Annotated in this window: 18 protein-coding genes; 11 read left to right on the forward strand and 7 right to left on the reverse strand. The window is 50.9% G+C overall.

All coding sequences use genetic code 11. The features are described 5' to 3' along the window. Nucleotides 1–114: 114 nt before the first annotated feature. Both NI000_RS36745 and NI000_RS12515 read left to right on the forward strand, forming a co-directional pair. Nucleotides 115–249: a hypothetical protein gene (locus NI000_RS36745; RefSeq protein WP_272948175.1), complete on the forward strand. Its 135-nt coding sequence runs from the start codon at nucleotides 115–117 to the stop codon at nucleotides 247–249. Nucleotides 250–277: 28 nt separating this feature from the next. Further along, entirely contained in the window at nucleotides 278–523 is a 246-nt protein-coding gene (locus NI000_RS12515) for a hypothetical protein (RefSeq protein ID WP_253410955.1), read from the forward strand. Nucleotides 524–651: 128 nt separating this feature from the next. Here the strand turns inward: NI000_RS12515 and NI000_RS12520 are convergent, their stop codons facing one another. The 4 genes from NI000_RS12520 to NI000_RS12535 form a co-directional block, all read right to left on the reverse strand. After that, on the reverse strand, nucleotides 652–2184 hold the full coding sequence (locus NI000_RS12520; protein ID WP_375540965.1) for a glycoside hydrolase family 30 protein: 1533 nt from the start codon (nucleotides 2182–2184) through the stop codon (nucleotides 652–654). Between the two features lie 95 nt (nucleotides 2185–2279). Continuing rightward, the gene (locus tag NI000_RS12525; RefSeq protein ID WP_253410956.1) at nucleotides 2280–3842 is read right to left on the reverse strand and encodes an extracellular solute-binding protein; all 1563 of its coding nucleotides are present in this window, start codon (nucleotides 3840–3842) and stop codon (nucleotides 2280–2282) included. 50 nt (nucleotides 3843–3892) lie between these two features. Then, on the reverse strand, nucleotides 3893–4780 hold the full coding sequence (locus NI000_RS12530; RefSeq protein ID WP_253410958.1) for a carbohydrate ABC transporter permease: 888 nt from the start codon (nucleotides 4778–4780) through the stop codon (nucleotides 3893–3895). 21 nt (nucleotides 4781–4801) lie between these two features. Beyond that, nucleotides 4802–5716 carry an ABC transporter permease gene (locus tag NI000_RS12535; protein WP_253410959.1) on the reverse strand — a complete coding sequence of 305 codons (915 nt, stop codon included), beginning with the start codon at nucleotides 5714–5716 and terminating at the stop codon, nucleotides 4802–4804. A gap of 274 nt (nucleotides 5717–5990) precedes the next feature. Here NI000_RS12535 and NI000_RS12540 point away from each other — a divergent pair, with 274 nt between their 5' ends. Beyond that, complete coding sequence (locus NI000_RS12540) at nucleotides 5991–7001, forward strand: LacI family DNA-binding transcriptional regulator (protein ID WP_253410961.1); 1011 nt, start codon at nucleotides 5991–5993, stop codon at nucleotides 6999–7001. Nucleotides 7002–7057: 56 nt separating this feature from the next. Here the strand turns inward: NI000_RS12540 and NI000_RS12545 are convergent, their stop codons facing one another. Together NI000_RS12545 and NI000_RS12550 are read right to left on the reverse strand one after the other, a co-directional pair. Beyond that, nucleotides 7058–7222 carry a hypothetical protein gene (locus NI000_RS12545; RefSeq protein WP_253410963.1) on the reverse strand — a complete coding sequence of 55 codons (165 nt, stop codon included), beginning with the start codon at nucleotides 7220–7222 and terminating at the stop codon, nucleotides 7058–7060. Nucleotides 7223–7425: 203 nt separating this feature from the next. Further along, nucleotides 7426–7635 (reverse strand): WYL domain-containing protein, encoded by a 210-nt coding sequence (locus NI000_RS12550; RefSeq protein WP_253410965.1) that lies wholly within the window; start codon nucleotides 7633–7635, stop codon nucleotides 7426–7428. Here NI000_RS12550 and NI000_RS37100 point away from each other — a divergent pair. Next, entirely contained in the window at nucleotides 7551–7913 is a 363-nt protein-coding gene (locus tag NI000_RS37100) for a GNAT family N-acetyltransferase (protein ID WP_375540968.1), read from the forward strand. The two genes, NI000_RS12550 and NI000_RS37100, sit on opposite strands and share 85 nt — an antisense overlap. 138 nt (nucleotides 7914–8051) lie before the next feature. Here NI000_RS37100 and NI000_RS12555 read toward each other — a convergent pair whose 3' ends face one another. After that, nucleotides 8052–8435, reverse strand: a complete 384-nt coding sequence (locus NI000_RS12555) for a VOC family protein (RefSeq protein WP_253410967.1) — start codon at nucleotides 8433–8435, stop codon at nucleotides 8052–8054. Nucleotides 8436–8705: 270 nt separating this feature from the next. Here NI000_RS12555 and NI000_RS12560 point away from each other — a divergent pair, with 270 nt between their 5' ends. The 7 genes from NI000_RS12560 to NI000_RS12590 all read left to right on the forward strand — a co-directional run bounded on the left by NI000_RS12560 (nucleotide 8706) and on the right by NI000_RS12590 (nucleotide 14156). Continuing rightward, nucleotides 8706–9242, forward strand: a complete 537-nt coding sequence (locus NI000_RS12560; protein WP_253410969.1) for a PadR family transcriptional regulator — start codon at nucleotides 8706–8708, stop codon at nucleotides 9240–9242. A 2-nt stretch (nucleotides 9243–9244) separates the two neighbouring features. Continuing rightward, nucleotides 9245–9706, forward strand: a complete 462-nt coding sequence (locus NI000_RS12565) for a DUF2269 family protein (RefSeq protein WP_253410971.1) — start codon at nucleotides 9245–9247, stop codon at nucleotides 9704–9706. Between the two features lie 255 nt (nucleotides 9707–9961). Then, nucleotides 9962–10579 (forward strand): hypothetical protein, encoded by a 618-nt coding sequence (locus NI000_RS12570; protein WP_253410973.1) that lies wholly within the window; start codon nucleotides 9962–9964, stop codon nucleotides 10577–10579. A 21-nt stretch (nucleotides 10580–10600) separates the two neighbouring features. Further along, nucleotides 10601–12028: a contractile injection system protein, VgrG/Pvc8 family gene (locus NI000_RS12575; protein ID WP_253410975.1), complete on the forward strand. Its 1428-nt coding sequence runs from the start codon at nucleotides 10601–10603 to the stop codon at nucleotides 12026–12028. Nucleotides 12029–12041: 13 nt separating this feature from the next. Next, complete coding sequence (locus NI000_RS12580; RefSeq protein WP_253410977.1) at nucleotides 12042–13172, forward strand: pentapeptide repeat-containing protein; 1131 nt, start codon at nucleotides 12042–12044, stop codon at nucleotides 13170–13172. A gap of 29 nt (nucleotides 13173–13201) precedes the next feature. After that, on the forward strand, nucleotides 13202–13741 hold the full coding sequence (locus tag NI000_RS12585) for a hypothetical protein (protein WP_253410979.1): 540 nt from the start codon (nucleotides 13202–13204) through the stop codon (nucleotides 13739–13741). Then, a complete protein-coding gene (locus tag NI000_RS12590; protein WP_253410981.1) occupies nucleotides 13716–14156 on the forward strand; it encodes a DUF4280 domain-containing protein in 441 nt (146 codons plus the stop codon). Before NI000_RS12585 ends, NI000_RS12590 begins: the two co-directional genes overlap by 26 nt. The last annotated feature ends 9 nt before the right edge of the window (nucleotides 14157–14165 follow it).

Raw genomic sequence — 14165 nt, forward strand, 5'->3', positions numbered from 1 at the left:
TCATTATAATACAAAAGCGATTGGAGCAAGGTTAAGTTTATATGAAGGTCCGGCGGGCCCACGGAATAAAATCGTCCGGCGAAAGCCATGATATCGATAAAGGAGGGATTTCCCATGAATATTATGGACGGGATGGACGCAGCCCGGTACAATTCAGCGAACCCGGACGATAAGAGCAAAGAGAAGAAAGCCGAGGAAGACCGCAAAGAGATGCCGGCCCAAGTGCTGAGAAACCTGAACAACAAGTGACCGCTTGACAAAAGGAAATGAAAGGGAAATGCCAGTGACCCCGGATAAAAACAAAAAGGCTGACGAAAACGCAGCGGATATCCGAAGCCTGGAAGTCGATTCCGACGTCAATAACGATCCGAACCGCGAAGCGCTGCTTGACCAGTCGTTTCAGAGCTTTTACGAGAACATCAAGCAGCAGGTTCGGGCGAAGGAGGACATAACCAACGTCCCTGGAGAATCCGTCTTCGACGCAGCGGTCGGGTTGGACGAGGTGACGGAGGAAGAGGAATAACGCCGCAAACAAGAGAAAGCTTCATCTGCCATGCCCGACACGGCATCGTTAGATGAAGCTTTTTGTACGCAGCCCTGACCTCGGGAGCACTCTAGGTTCTGATATGTTGCAGAGGCTAGCCCCCTCCTCTATTCGATTTCTTCGCCGCTCTCAGCTACGCCCGCCGGCGTACCGCTATCAAGATGGCTCCGCCCGTCTCTGCCGGGGGACGGCTTCCATTTGAAGGTCACCGCCGACTTGGCCGGGAGCGTATAAATGAACGACTGCGAATTCATGCGCACCTTGAATGTCTTGGAGTCCGCGCCGACATTGGCGGCAATCAGAACAAGCGAACCGTCCGGATTCCGGTAAGCGACGTTTTCGATGCTGCCGGCGAAGTTGGTGGAATCGATCCGCACCGCTCCCGGCGCAACGAACTTGCTCGCATGGCCGATCACGTAGTATTCCACGTTTTTCGTCACGTTTCCGTTATTCGGGTCGATGGTCACTACGCCGCGGCAGTTCGTGCATCCGCCGTTGATCGGGCCTCCCTTCGGGTCGAGCGCCATGTTCCACAGCAGCACCGCTTTCGCCCAGTTCCGGGGAGAGCCGATCAGCAGGTTGGACATGTTCCAGCTCAGATTGTTGCCGAAATCCGTGCTCCATTCCCCGCCGCTGCATTCCGTAAAGTAAATGTTTTTCGACGGAAAAGCGTCATGGACCGTCGTCATGGCGCTTGGCGAGCCGCCATAGCAATGATACGCCGTTCCGTCTGTATAAGCACTTGCTCCGCTATCGCCAAGTATGGTAGAAGCATAGTTTACGCCGATGTCCCAATTGTGGTCGAACGCGATAATTTTCGTCGATAAGCCGCTGCGCTGGAACGCCGGACCGAGATCATTTTTAATAAACGAAGCCTGCTCCGCCGCTCCCATGCTCATACTCGGGTAGTTCGCCGTCGAATGCTCCGGTTCGTTCTGCACCGTGATTCCCCAGATCGGGATGCCGGCGTTCTTGTAAGCGTTGATGTATTTGACAAAATAGTCGGCATAAGCGGCATACACCTTCGGGTCGCTGCCGTTCAGCGAGCCGCCATTGAATGTCGGCGTGCCGGTTTTCATCCACGGCGGCGCGGTCCATGGGGAGCCCAGCACCTTGAGGCCAGGCTTTTTGCGCACAATCGCCCGCAGCACGCTCGTCACGTCGGCATCTTTGGCGATGGAGAAGTGCTTCAGCCCATAATCCGTCCCGGAGGCGACATCGTCATACGTGTAGCTGTTGGCATTGCCGCTGCCGTCGACCGAAAAGTCCGAGGCTCCGATCGTGTGACGGACGAAGCCGATGTTGATCCCTTTGTTGGTGAACAAATCGTTCAAGAGCGCCTCCCGCTGCCCGGGTGACATTTTCTTATTCATCAAGTAAGCGGAGGAGCCGGTGATCGCGGCACCGAAGTCGTCCATCGTCTGATACGTCAGGCCGGGCCGTATATCGATCGTCGTCGGATTCGAATCGCCGTCGGCCGAGAAATGAAGCGGCGCTTGCTTCGCGAGCAGACTCGTTTGATCCGCCGTCGTCAGCCAAGCGTCGACCGATCCGCCCGGACCCGCATATACGGACGGAGCCGAGACACCCATGAGCGTCAGTGCCAAACCGAACGAGAGCCACCGTTTGCTTCTTTTCATTCCATTTCTTCCTCCTTTAAAGTTACCGATTTTCGGGGAATTCCCCGTTTCGAGCCGTACGGGCGGATCACCTCCTTTCAACCGGTATGCCTCCGCTACTTGATGCCCTTCTCGTCATAATAAGCGTTCGCCTGCTTCTGCACGTAGTCCAGCACGGCGTCCACGCCGGCCGCTTTCAGCTTGCTCCGGTAAGTATCCAGCGCCTTATCCACGTCCGGCACGAGCCCCATCATCAGCGGCAGCCCGTACTGCTGGAACACTTGGTTGACCGCCGCTAGCTGCGATTTGACCGGCTGGTAATCCATCAGAATCGGGGCGAACAGATTCGGCTTGCTCTGGGACTTGAATTCCTCGTTCAGCTTATCGAATCCAGCCCAACCGCCTTCCTCGCTCCGCATGTTCGGCTCGTAGCGCCAGCCCCAGCTCGCAATGTCGTACTTCGTGACCGCCTTGGGGTCCTGCCCTTTGGCCGGAATGACGAGATGCTTGCCGTCCGCGCTTTTGTCATAATGAAGCCCTTCAATGCCGTAGGTCATCAGGTCAAAATACTTCGGATCGTTCCGCAGCTTATCCAGCACCATCAGCGACCGCTCGGGGTTGGGCGCATTTTTCGGAATCGCCATGCCGTTGTTGATCGACAGATTCGGCACCGCATAGCTGTGGAACCGGGTGAACGGGAAGTAAGCCAGCTCGAGGTCCGGGTTGGATTTTTTCACGTCGGTAATGAAGCCGCCCGCCGCTGCCGGGTTTCGCCAATAGACCGCGCCCGTGCCGGCCTTGATCAGGTCGCCCCCCTCCGTCTGGGAGGAAAGCGTATTCGAAGACCAGTAGCCTTTGTCCGCCCAGCTCTTCATCTTCTTCGCCCAGTCCACAAATTCTTGCGTGAACGGATACGCCACGATCTCCCTCGGCTTGTCGTACGAGCGGGCCGCGATGACGCCGCTGTCGCCGCCGATGCCCTGAAAGTCGTGAACCGCGAAAAACAACGAGTTGATCTCGTTCCACGCCTTGCCGCCAATCGGGGTGACCTTCGGCTTCGCCTTCTTCACGCCGTCCAAATACGCTTCAAGCGCAGCCAAATCCTTAATCTCCGGCAGGTTCAGCTCCTTGCGCCAATCTTCCCGGTACACGATACCATTGGGGGTATACTCCGGGAACGTGCTTGGCACGGCATATATTTTGTCTCCGGTGGAGACATCGCTCCAATCCTGCTTCGGCACCGTCTTCCACGTCTCCGGCGCGTAGACCGGCAGCAGCTTCGACAAGTCGAGAAATGCTCCCTGCTTGGCATATTTATAGAAGCCGGCCCAACTGGAAGCGAAAATCATATCCACCTTCTCGCCCGAGGCCAGCAGCAGATTGTACTTCGTCTGCCATTCGTTCCACGTCGTAAAATTGACCTTGACCGTCGTGTTCAAGTCCTTCTCCAGCATTTTGTTCCATTCGTCGATGACCTTCTGGGAATCCTTATGCGCGTCGCCGAGCAGATACCAGACGAGCTGCACCTTCTTCGACGTGTCCGGCTTACCGGACTCCGTCTTGGCCGGATTCGCGCCGGGCTCCGCCGTCCCCTGCTTCTCCGAGCACGCGCCCAGCAGTCCTGCCGCCAACGTCAGCGCCATGAGCGCCGATCCTGCCGATTTCAGCTTTCGGTTCATCCGCTTTCCCCCTGTGGTTTCGAATTAGAAATAGAATAGATGGCCGGGTCTTAACCCTTCACCGCCCCGATCGTCAGCCCTTTGACAAAATAGCGCTGCACGAACGGATACAGAAACACGATCGGTCCTGTCACCACGACGGCTGCAGCCATCTTGAGCGTCTCCGCGGGCGGCTTGAAATCCGCAGACAAATTCCCGGCAATGCTCGTCTTAAGCACCGCTGCGCTGGCCAATATTTTATACAGCAAAAACTGCAGCGGGTATTTATCCTCCGACGTGATGAAAATATTAGCCAGAAACCAGTCGTTCCAGTACGCCAACGCGAGGAACAGGCCAATCGTGGCAAGCCCCGGCGTCGACAGCGGCAGAATCAGCTTCCAGTAAATCGTGAAATCTCCGGCCCCGTCGATTTTGGCCGATTCCGTAATCGAGTCTGGAATCGATTTCATGAAATTTTTCATTAAAATAATGTTCCACGCGCTGAGCATCGGCGGAAGCAGCATCGCCAAATAGCTGTCCTTCAGTCCCAGCACATTGACCATGACGATATACCACGGAATCAGCCCTCCGCTGAACAGCGTCGTAAAGTAGATGAGAAACGACACCGAGTTGCGGTATGCGAATTCTTTGCGGGACAGCACGTAACCGGCCATCGAGGTCAGAAACAAGCCCAGCGCCGCGCCGACGATCGTCAAACCGGCAGTTACCTGATACGCCTTGACCATCTGCATCGGATTGCTGAACACCGCTTGGTACGCCTCCCAAGACAGCGTGGTCGGAATCAGCTTGAAACCTTCCGTAATAATGTCCATCTCCGAGGACAGCGACCCGGAAATAATGAGCAGAAACGGCAGCAGGCATACCGCCGCCAGCACGGTAATGACCGTATACCCGATCCCGTTGAACACAACCGTCGATGCTTCCGTGCGGATCTTCACTTCCGTCCCCCTCCTTCTTTTTTAGAACAGAGCATAATCGCTGCGGGCTTTTTTAATTACGTAGTTGACGAGTATGACCAGCAGAAATCCGAAGAACGACTGGTACAGCCCCGCCGCCGTCCCCATGCCCATATCAAAATTAACCGTCAAAGACCGGTACACGTATGTATCGATAATATCCGTCGACTCGAAAAGCATGCCGTTATTCCCGATAATCTGGTAGAACAAGTCGAACTGCCCTTTCAGGATACCCCCGAGGCTGAGCAGAATAAGCAGAATGAACGTCGGCACGAGCAGCGGCAGCGTAATATGTCGGATGCGCTGAAAAATATTCGCCCCGTCGATTTTCGCCGCTTCATGGTATTCGTCGCTGATGCTCATAATGGCGGCCAAATAAATGACCGTGCCGTAGCCGAGCCCCTTCCACACATGGAAGAACACGATAATATATTTCCACGGCTCGGTGTTCAGGTAAAAATCGTAAGGCGGCAAGCCGAGCTGCTTCAGCACCGTGTTCACCACGCCCGTGTCGGAGTTGAACAGGTTGAAGACAAACGCCCCAACGAGTACGAACGAGATGAAAAAGGGCAGGAACATGACGGACTGCGTCGTCTTTTTGAACAGCTTGCCGGGGAGTTCGCTCAGGAAAACGGCGCACAGAAGCTGCAGCGCGTTTCCGAGCAGGATGAACGCCAGATTGTAGAGAATCGTGTTTTTCGTCAAGTTGTACAAGACGCCGGACTCAAACAAAAACTCGAAGTTCTGCATCCCCACAAACGGACTGCCGAACAAACCTCCGTCAAACCGGTAGTTCGTAAACGCGTAATACACGCCGACCATCGGCAAATAGCTGAATACCGCGAAAAAGAGCAGCGCAGGCAGGATCATCAGCCAAAGCACCCGGTTGGCCCGAAAATCCTTCAAAAGTGTGATCATAATAGCCTCACGTCACCTCCTCCATAAAATGAAATCGATTTCTTTTTGAAACAAAAATATGATGCCTTTTTTCGCAATTTTAGACATGATTCAACCCGTTATACATGAAATCGATATCATTTTATTTTTGATTTCCTTTGCAAATAAGATAAACATCGTCTTTTAACGATTTTCAGCCTATTTGACAAAAATAATTTGAAATCGATTTCAGGATAAATTATAATAAAGCCATTCCTTCATTGTCAAATATAAATTTCCAGTAAGGTTGATGCATATGGATATCAAAATCGTCGACGTCGCCGCGAAGGCAGGCGTCTCGCCTGCCACCGTCTCTCGAGTGCTCAATGAGAGCAGCAGCGTCACGTCGAAAACGAAAGCAAAAGTCATGAAAGCAATTGAGGAGCTTGGCTACCATCCCAACGCCGTCGCCAAAAATTTGCGCTCGCAAAAATCGATGACGATCGGAGTCATCGTGCCCGATATCAACGCCTCATATTTTGCCGAGATTATTAAAGGGATCGAGAACGTGGCCTACGCCAGCAAATATAAAGTGATCATCTGCGACGCGGAGAACCAAAAGGAGAAGGAAGCGGAATATTTGACGCTGCTGATGAACCGGACGGTGGACGCCGCTATCCTGATCGCTCCGCTGATGTCGGACGAGGAAATTTGCCAGATTTCCGAGAAGGGGTACTCTCTCGCCGTCGTCGGGCGGTATATCGAGCACGATCGCATCCCTTGTATTTATACGGACAACGTGAAGTTTTCCAAAGAAGTCGTGCAGCATCTCGTCGAAAACGGACATCGGGATATCGTATTCCTTAGCGGCTACGCCGAAGCGATTGACAGCTACGAAAGACTGGAGGGCTACTTGAAGGCGCTTCGGGACCATCACATCCCGTTCCGTCCCGAGCTGATCGAAAACGGCAACTTCAACGAAGAAGGCGGCTACGAGGCGATGAAGCGGCTGTTCGACAAGAACCTGCGCTTCACGGCCGTCTTCGCGGCCAACGACGAAATGGCTTTGGGCGTATATAAAGCCTGTGCCGAGCGCGACATCGCGATCCCGTCCCAGCTTGCCGTCGTGGGCGTCGACAACAATCGGATCAGCAAGTATATCACGCCCACCTTGAGCACCGTGAACCAACCGAAATACACGATGGGCGCCCTTCTCGTCGAGAAGCTGATCGATCAAATGAACGAGAATCAGTTCCACGACAAGCGCACGTTTAAAGTGGATTCTGAGCTAATCGTCCGCGGATCGTCGAATTTCCGGCGGGAGTAAAAGAATAGGCAAGGGGACTGGAACGACATACCTGGCCCCTTGTTTTTTGCCTTTGTCTACAGCTGTACAGCGTGCAGCTTGCTTGACATTACGCTTTTTTCCAGTCTCAAATGCAACAGCTCCGTTTGCAAATCGCTGCTGATCGTATGGATTAAGCCGACCACATCTTTGACCGTGTGCAAATGAATCGAATCTGAATGATGCTCAATGCAACCGAGCATGGCTGTAACGCATTACTCGCACGTTCCGATTTTTTGCGTTAATTCCTTCTCCTCCACCAATAAATGCTCGTACTTATCCGCGAACTCGTTCTCCATGAGTTCACCATCTTTTCGGGGTAATGGAATGCTTTTTAGTCCGATTGGGTGGTACGTCATTACGTAGCGAATTCACAAAAGATAGTAAATTCCAAAAAAATAGTTGTTTAACAATAGAGCAGCCGCATGGATTCGATTTTTTGTTTCATATACGTCATGGCTTCAACAGGTCCCGTTATTTTCACATCATTCCCGAATTGCCAGATAAAGTCCACGTAAAATATCAAGTCCTCTGCAGCTATCCGGATGTCGGCATACCCGCTTCCGTCCTCATTGCACACGATATAGGGAGCGATCCGCCGTCGCTCCTCGCTCAACTTATCGTGACCTCGTTGGATTATACGCAACAAATGAGAATCCCGATCAGATTTGGTCTTTGGTTTGTTTCTATGTAGCTCGTGAGTTTCGCGGACACGGGGTCATGAAACAACTGCTCCAAGCGGCTGTTGAACATGCACGTCAAAGGGGTGCAGCCTTATTGAAGCCTACCCTGTTGACCCCGATTCCCCAAGCTATCGTTTTATGGGATTTGTTCCGCAGTTTAAAGAGTTCGGCTTTGTCGAGGCGGGTACTGCGGGAAGTCGACGTCACGTAATGCGTTTCATGCTGCATTAGTTACCGGTCAGAGCTGGGGGGCGAGAAAATGGGGAGAGGCTCAAAAAGGGCCGTCGAAGTAATCGGCGGCCTGATTGTCGTGATTCAACTATCGTTCCCGTTAATGGCTGTATAAAAATTATGAGTTATACGGAGCCGCAAATTCAATAACATTATTATCTCTGTCCAATATATAAATTTGAGAAAAACCCGCAACGCTAATTGGTTCAATCTCATATTTTATACCAGCTTTATTCAACCAATGTAATGTTTTAGTATAGCTTTTCACCCAAATAGAAAAATGCCCTTCTAATGAATTTAAACCATTTAATCGAAGTGTTTCACTTTTGGGATTTTCCACTACATGTAGTTGCTGTTCACCCAAATCATACCAAACCCCTTTTGATTTAAATGGGGGACGCTCTATCTCTTTAAATTTAAGAATTTCTGAATAAAAAAACCTAGCTTCTTCCAAGTTTTTAGTTGCTATTGTTACGTGATGTACTCTCTCTAGTTCAATCATCGTCACTGGTCCTCTAATTGGTTGATTGGGAATTTCCCACTTAATCGTACCATAAATTCCTTTATTTTGGCAGGATACTTCCAGTTAGTTTAATGCAGCTGCCGGTCTAATACTTTATTTCCAAACGACCATCCGCTCCCCGATCATCAAGATCACGGGAGCTTTTTTCATGCAGCAAGAAAAAACTGGACAAATCGCCGGTGCCAATTTATATTAACATTATGAATATTAATAATGATTATATATTTTATGTCGAAGGAGGCTGCGCCGATGCAGCTGCAGGCCAAATATGTGGCTCTTGCCTTATTAAGCAAACGGCCGATGACCGGGTACGAAATCAAAAAAAATTTTGAAGGACCGATCTCCTTTTTCTTCGAAGGAAGCTACGGTAGCGTCTATCCGACGCTCAAAAACTTGGAAAAGGAAGGCTGCATCGAGAAACGTACGATTATTCAGGAGGACCGTCCGAACAAAAACGAATATTCCATAACGGAGGCCGGTCGAGCGGTTCTGGCCCAATATTACGAGCAGCCGGTCGAGGAAGATAACGTGCGCTCCGATGTGTGTATGAGGCTGTTTTTTGGCGGGAAGACGGACGAGGGCGAGATGCTGGATTGGATCAGGCAAAGCCGCAAGCAGCACGAAGCGAAGCTAAGCATCCTCCAGGGGATGCATGACCAGTATCATCAGCAGATGCCCAAGCATCAGCTGCTTTCTCTCACCATCGGCATTCGTTATCACCAGGCCAAAATCGATGCCCTGCTGGAATGCGCGGCAATGCTGGATAACCACAAGGAGGAGAAGTGAACATGGGAGCGTTGATTTTTTTGCACGTGCTGGGGGCTGTGCTGTTCCTCGGTAACATCATTACAGCGGCATTCTGGAAGCTGTCGGCGGAGCGCGGTCGAGATCTGGCCCACATCCGGCGGGTAGCGCGCAATGTGATGCACGCCGATTACTGGTTTACGCTGCCCGGCGTCATCCTGCTGCTCGCAACAGGCCACATCATGGCCGCCTTGAGCGGGTATTCGTTCGCGGAGCTGAACTGGATGACGGCGTCGGAAGGCCTGTTTGTGCTCAGCGGCTTGATCTGGGGCATTCTCCTCATTCCCGCCCAACGGACAATGATGAAGCAAAGCGTCATCGCCGAGGCGGAAGGCGCGCTTACCGCTGCGTATCGGAAAGCTTCCCGCACATGGGATGTGTTCGGCACGCTGGTCATCATCATCCCGCTGGTCGTGTTGTACTTGATGCTGGTTAAGCCGTTTTGAGGAACGTAACGTCAGTCGAGCCAAAAGGAACGATAAGAAACATAAAATGGTCTTCGCGAAATGTCGAAGATCATTTTTTTATTGGCCGGCACACTGCAGAGTAGTACAAACTACGACATACTTTTGGTAAAAATGTGGAAATTTTCACATGAATTCAAAGTCTAATATTACCGATATAAGGAACAAGTACTTAGAAATAGAAATCCCTCCTCTCCTAGCATAAACGAATCCAAAAATAAAAAGGCGGCATGAACGATGGAATCTATGGACGAGAAAATACTCGAATGGAAGCAACAGATCAAGGCAGGTGAAGCCCCGCCTCCGGCAAAAGAAATGCTGTCACAGGAAGAAGTGAGCACAAGCATTATGGAAGGTGCGCTTCATACGAAATACGGAACGATGGAATTTGAAGAGATTTTCATCCCGGAGTACGCCCTGTCTACTCGTCTTCCCAAAGGGTTCGCCCTAATGCCGGAGCCGGTTGCCAGAGCCAAATACCCCTTCGAATCAAGACCGAAATACATATACAGCGATCCCGCATACGACACCAGTCTAGGCTTTCAATACACCCCCCAGCCGCTGCAGAATGACGAAGTCGAAGCGGCCAAGGACGCTATGCTGGATATGATGACCAAATTTCAACCTTCCAACGATTGGATCGATAATGGCGTCAAACAAGTGAATGATAAAACGATAGGTTACCTGCTTTTTCTCAGTCCTGCTTTGGACGGGAAAGTATTTAATCTCGTATATTTGACGGCATGGCGCGGCAAAGGACTTGTTTGCAATTTCAATTGCAGGGAACAGGAACGACGGATTTGGAAGCCGATTGCCATGGGCCTCATGGAATCGCTGAAAGAGATTCGCAAGTAACGGAAGGGAGTTCAGTACGACATGAGTTCAAATCCTATTACATATGGCCAACTGGAAATTACCCCCTACCAATTCAGCCGTCTGTCCGAGCTTCGGATCGAACAAAAACTCAATGAGCATGCCAGACTGACGTTAACGGGGATCGTTCCCGAGCAATTGCAAGATAGCTATGTCGACACGACCTCCCTTCACACCCCTATTGAAGTGAGACAGCGGCTTGCGGACGATTACGCAACCTTGTTCAGCGGAATCGTGACGAATGTCCGCATGAAGAAAATTGGAGAAGTGTACTCTATTGAAATTGAGGCCGCCTCTTACACCTATCTTCTAGACGTTCAACCGCATAATCAATCGTTTCAGCATCGCAGCATGACTTACGGGCAGTTGCTCGAACAAGTAATCTCTTCCTATGCCGATGCAGACGTGATGGATCTGGCTTCCGGCGGACAAACACTCGGCCAATTTGTACTTCAGTATCAGGAAACGGACTGGCAATTTTTGAAGCGTATGGCTTCCCGTTTTCACACTTATCTTGTACCCGTCCCCTATTTTACCGCACCTAAATTCGTTTTCGGCATTCCCGAAGGAAGATGGAAAGGAGATCTGGATGTACACTCCTTTACCGTTAACAAGCGGATCGGTGAGTACCGCGACATTACGCAAAATCATGGAAAAGAAGTGAACGAGCACGATTTTATCTCCTATGAAGTACATACGAATGAGATGCTAGAGTTAGGGACCCAAGTGGTATTTCGGCAAAAAGAGCTGTTCGTTTGCGAAGCCGTATCTGTCATGACGGAAGGCATCCTGCAACATGCTTACGTACTCGCGCCCCGGCAAGGCTTGGTCGTTCCAACCGCATACAATACAGCCATTATCGGACTATCCCTTCAAGGAAAAATTTTACAAGTCAAGCGTGATCAGGTGAAAGTTCATCTTGAAATCGATGATGAGCAGCATGCGCAGGAAGCTTCCTGGTTTCCGTACTCGACCATTTTTGCTTCAGAAGATAATACGGGCTGGTACTGCATGCCGGAGGTAGGAGACAGTATTCGCATCTATTTTCCGAATTCTCGGGAAGAACGGGCGATTGCCATCAGCTCCGTGCGAAGAGAAGCGCCGGACGCGGCCCGACAACCGGAAGATCCGATGTGCAACCCGGATATCCCCTATTTAAAAACGAAACATGGACAAATCATCAAATTTTTGCCGACTGGCATCGAAATTATGGCAAATGCAGGGGTCTACATCAAGCTGACCGACGATGGAGTCATCACCGTCGCAAGCCCGAACAAGATTCACTTCTCCTCGACAGAGGAGATTTCGTTCGAAGCGCCGGACATTAAAGTAGCCGCTGGCAAATCTCTAAAAATGGAATGTCAAGGAAACTCCATCGAGATCAAGGAAGGCGAAATCAACATTAGCGGCTCACAAGTCAAAACCAATTAAGGACATAGCAGCGATGAAAAAAGAAGAAGCATGGTGCCATTTTAACGCTACGGTAGTAGAGGGTGTAACGGCAGAACACATTCGGCGCCTGCACGCCTATTATATCGAGCACAAAGACGCGCTCGCCCGGGAATGGCTAGAGGCGTTCGGGTCATTTTGCCTAAAGATCCGAACGATGCAAGAGAAGGGCGAGAAATCTCCAATCGGGTTTATCGTTTGTTCCATGCTGCGAACCTCCCTCCTGTCCGGCACATATACAGACAGGCTGCAAGCGTATGACAGCACGTGGTTTCTTGACGCAAGCGAATGCGAGGCGGACTATTCGGCGGCTTGGGCATTCCGCTTCTGGGAACAATGGAAGCACGACTTGAATGTTCGAAGGAAGGCATATTTTGATGCGATCAGTGAATCGCAAGTAGTACGCTTGGCCTTGCAGAAAGCGCCTTTGTTTCATTTGTACGTTCATCATCTCATCCGTTACGCAATGCCTCGGCTCCTGACGATGGAAGAGTTTCGTCCAATTGCCACGGCGGAGCATTTTGAAATCCGGGCAGGTGAGTATATGGATATTACCGAGCAATTATACCGAGAAGAGCGGCAGACAAAAGATCCGATTCAAGCGCTAAAGTGGCTCAAAAAGAAAGAAGAATTGGCGTATGTATACGAAGTCATCCCCGCTATCGCCGGTTCCGGCGAAGATTTCGCAGGATTGGATTTTCGATATACGATATTTCGGCAAGCGGATTTAACCGGCAGCGATATGCGCTTCTGTATCGCTATGGGGACCCGTTTTGAAGATTGCAGCCTTAGTGAAGCAGATGTTCGCGCCTCCTGCCTGCATGACGCCGACCTGCGGAACTGCGATCTCCAAGGGGCCGATTTCAGCGAAATCCATGCGAACCAAAATACGTGGGATGCGGAACAATGCCGGTATTACGGAATCGAAGGTATAAACTTTACGGGCGCAAACGTTGCCGGAGCCTCGTTTGCTTATGCAGAGTTAGCGGGAGCGTATTTTATCGAGGCGATCGTAGACGGTGCTGATTTTACCGGAGCCAATCTGGACGGCGCACTCTTTTCCAAGGAAGCTGCGGAACGGCTTGTTTTGGATGAGAGTCAGCGACGCAGCATTCGATGGGTATAAACTTTTAGAAAGAAACGGCGGGAGTCTCGATGGATTATTTCCTAATTTCACAGGATACGAGAATACAAAGCGCAGTACCGATCGTTCCCTCCTCCGCGAAAGTATTCGGAGGCAGTCCAAGCCAGGATCCCCCTATTCTGTATGTGCGGCATCATGAGAACAACGAATATGCGGATTACTTGGAGCGGCCTTTGCAGCTCGTATCCAACGATTTTAAACGGATACTGAAAAAATATGTTCCCTCTATGGCTTTGCATATGGTGATTCTAATCGACAAGCAGAACAGCCAGCAGCAAGTGTATTGGCATCCGGAATTGGATGTCGTCGATTGTAAATCCGCACACAGCGAGCATAATCCCTTAGGGCTGGTAACCCACCTGATCCTTGACGAAAGCCGTATCGGAGACCAGGTTATGTTTCATGTACCTAGTGTTCTTCAGCCCTATACCGTCATCCGGTTGGATCTCGCGGAAAGCCTGCTGCGCAGGGACTTGTACGGATTTCAGTTAATAAAAGCAGACACGGTGAAAGGAGACGAGGAACATGGCGGGTATACAAGATACCGGTGACGTGAAAGCGACTTATGTCGTACGGGGAACCCCTATTCGCTGCTCCTGCGGCAGCGCCCCGGACGTGTTAAATTTACCCTCCAGTCATGGGGTAACCGTGAAGGAACAACCACTGCTCAATATTACTGACTGCACAGTCGGCAAAAATATCATCTCCTTCGGGTCATGCAACAATCCGAATAATCCCGGCGCCAAGGAGGAGATTACAACAACCAGTTGGTTCTTTTTCTCATCAACAACCGAGATCGATAAAGCGGCGAACGGGATGCTGCCCTGCCAGCCTGTGTTCGAGCCCGGGACCCGGTGGATGCAAGACAAAGAAGATGTTTTGGTCGGCGGTGAGCCGGTTCTGACTGAGAAAGCAACGCTAGTCTGCAAATGGGGCGGCCTCATCCTCATTGACAAGAAAGGATAAAACCGACGA

It is taken from the genome of Paenibacillus tyrphae, from assembly GCF_024158745.1.
Classification (GTDB): domain Bacteria; phylum Bacillota; class Bacilli; order Paenibacillales; family NBRC-103111; genus Paenibacillus_G; species Paenibacillus_G tyrfis_A.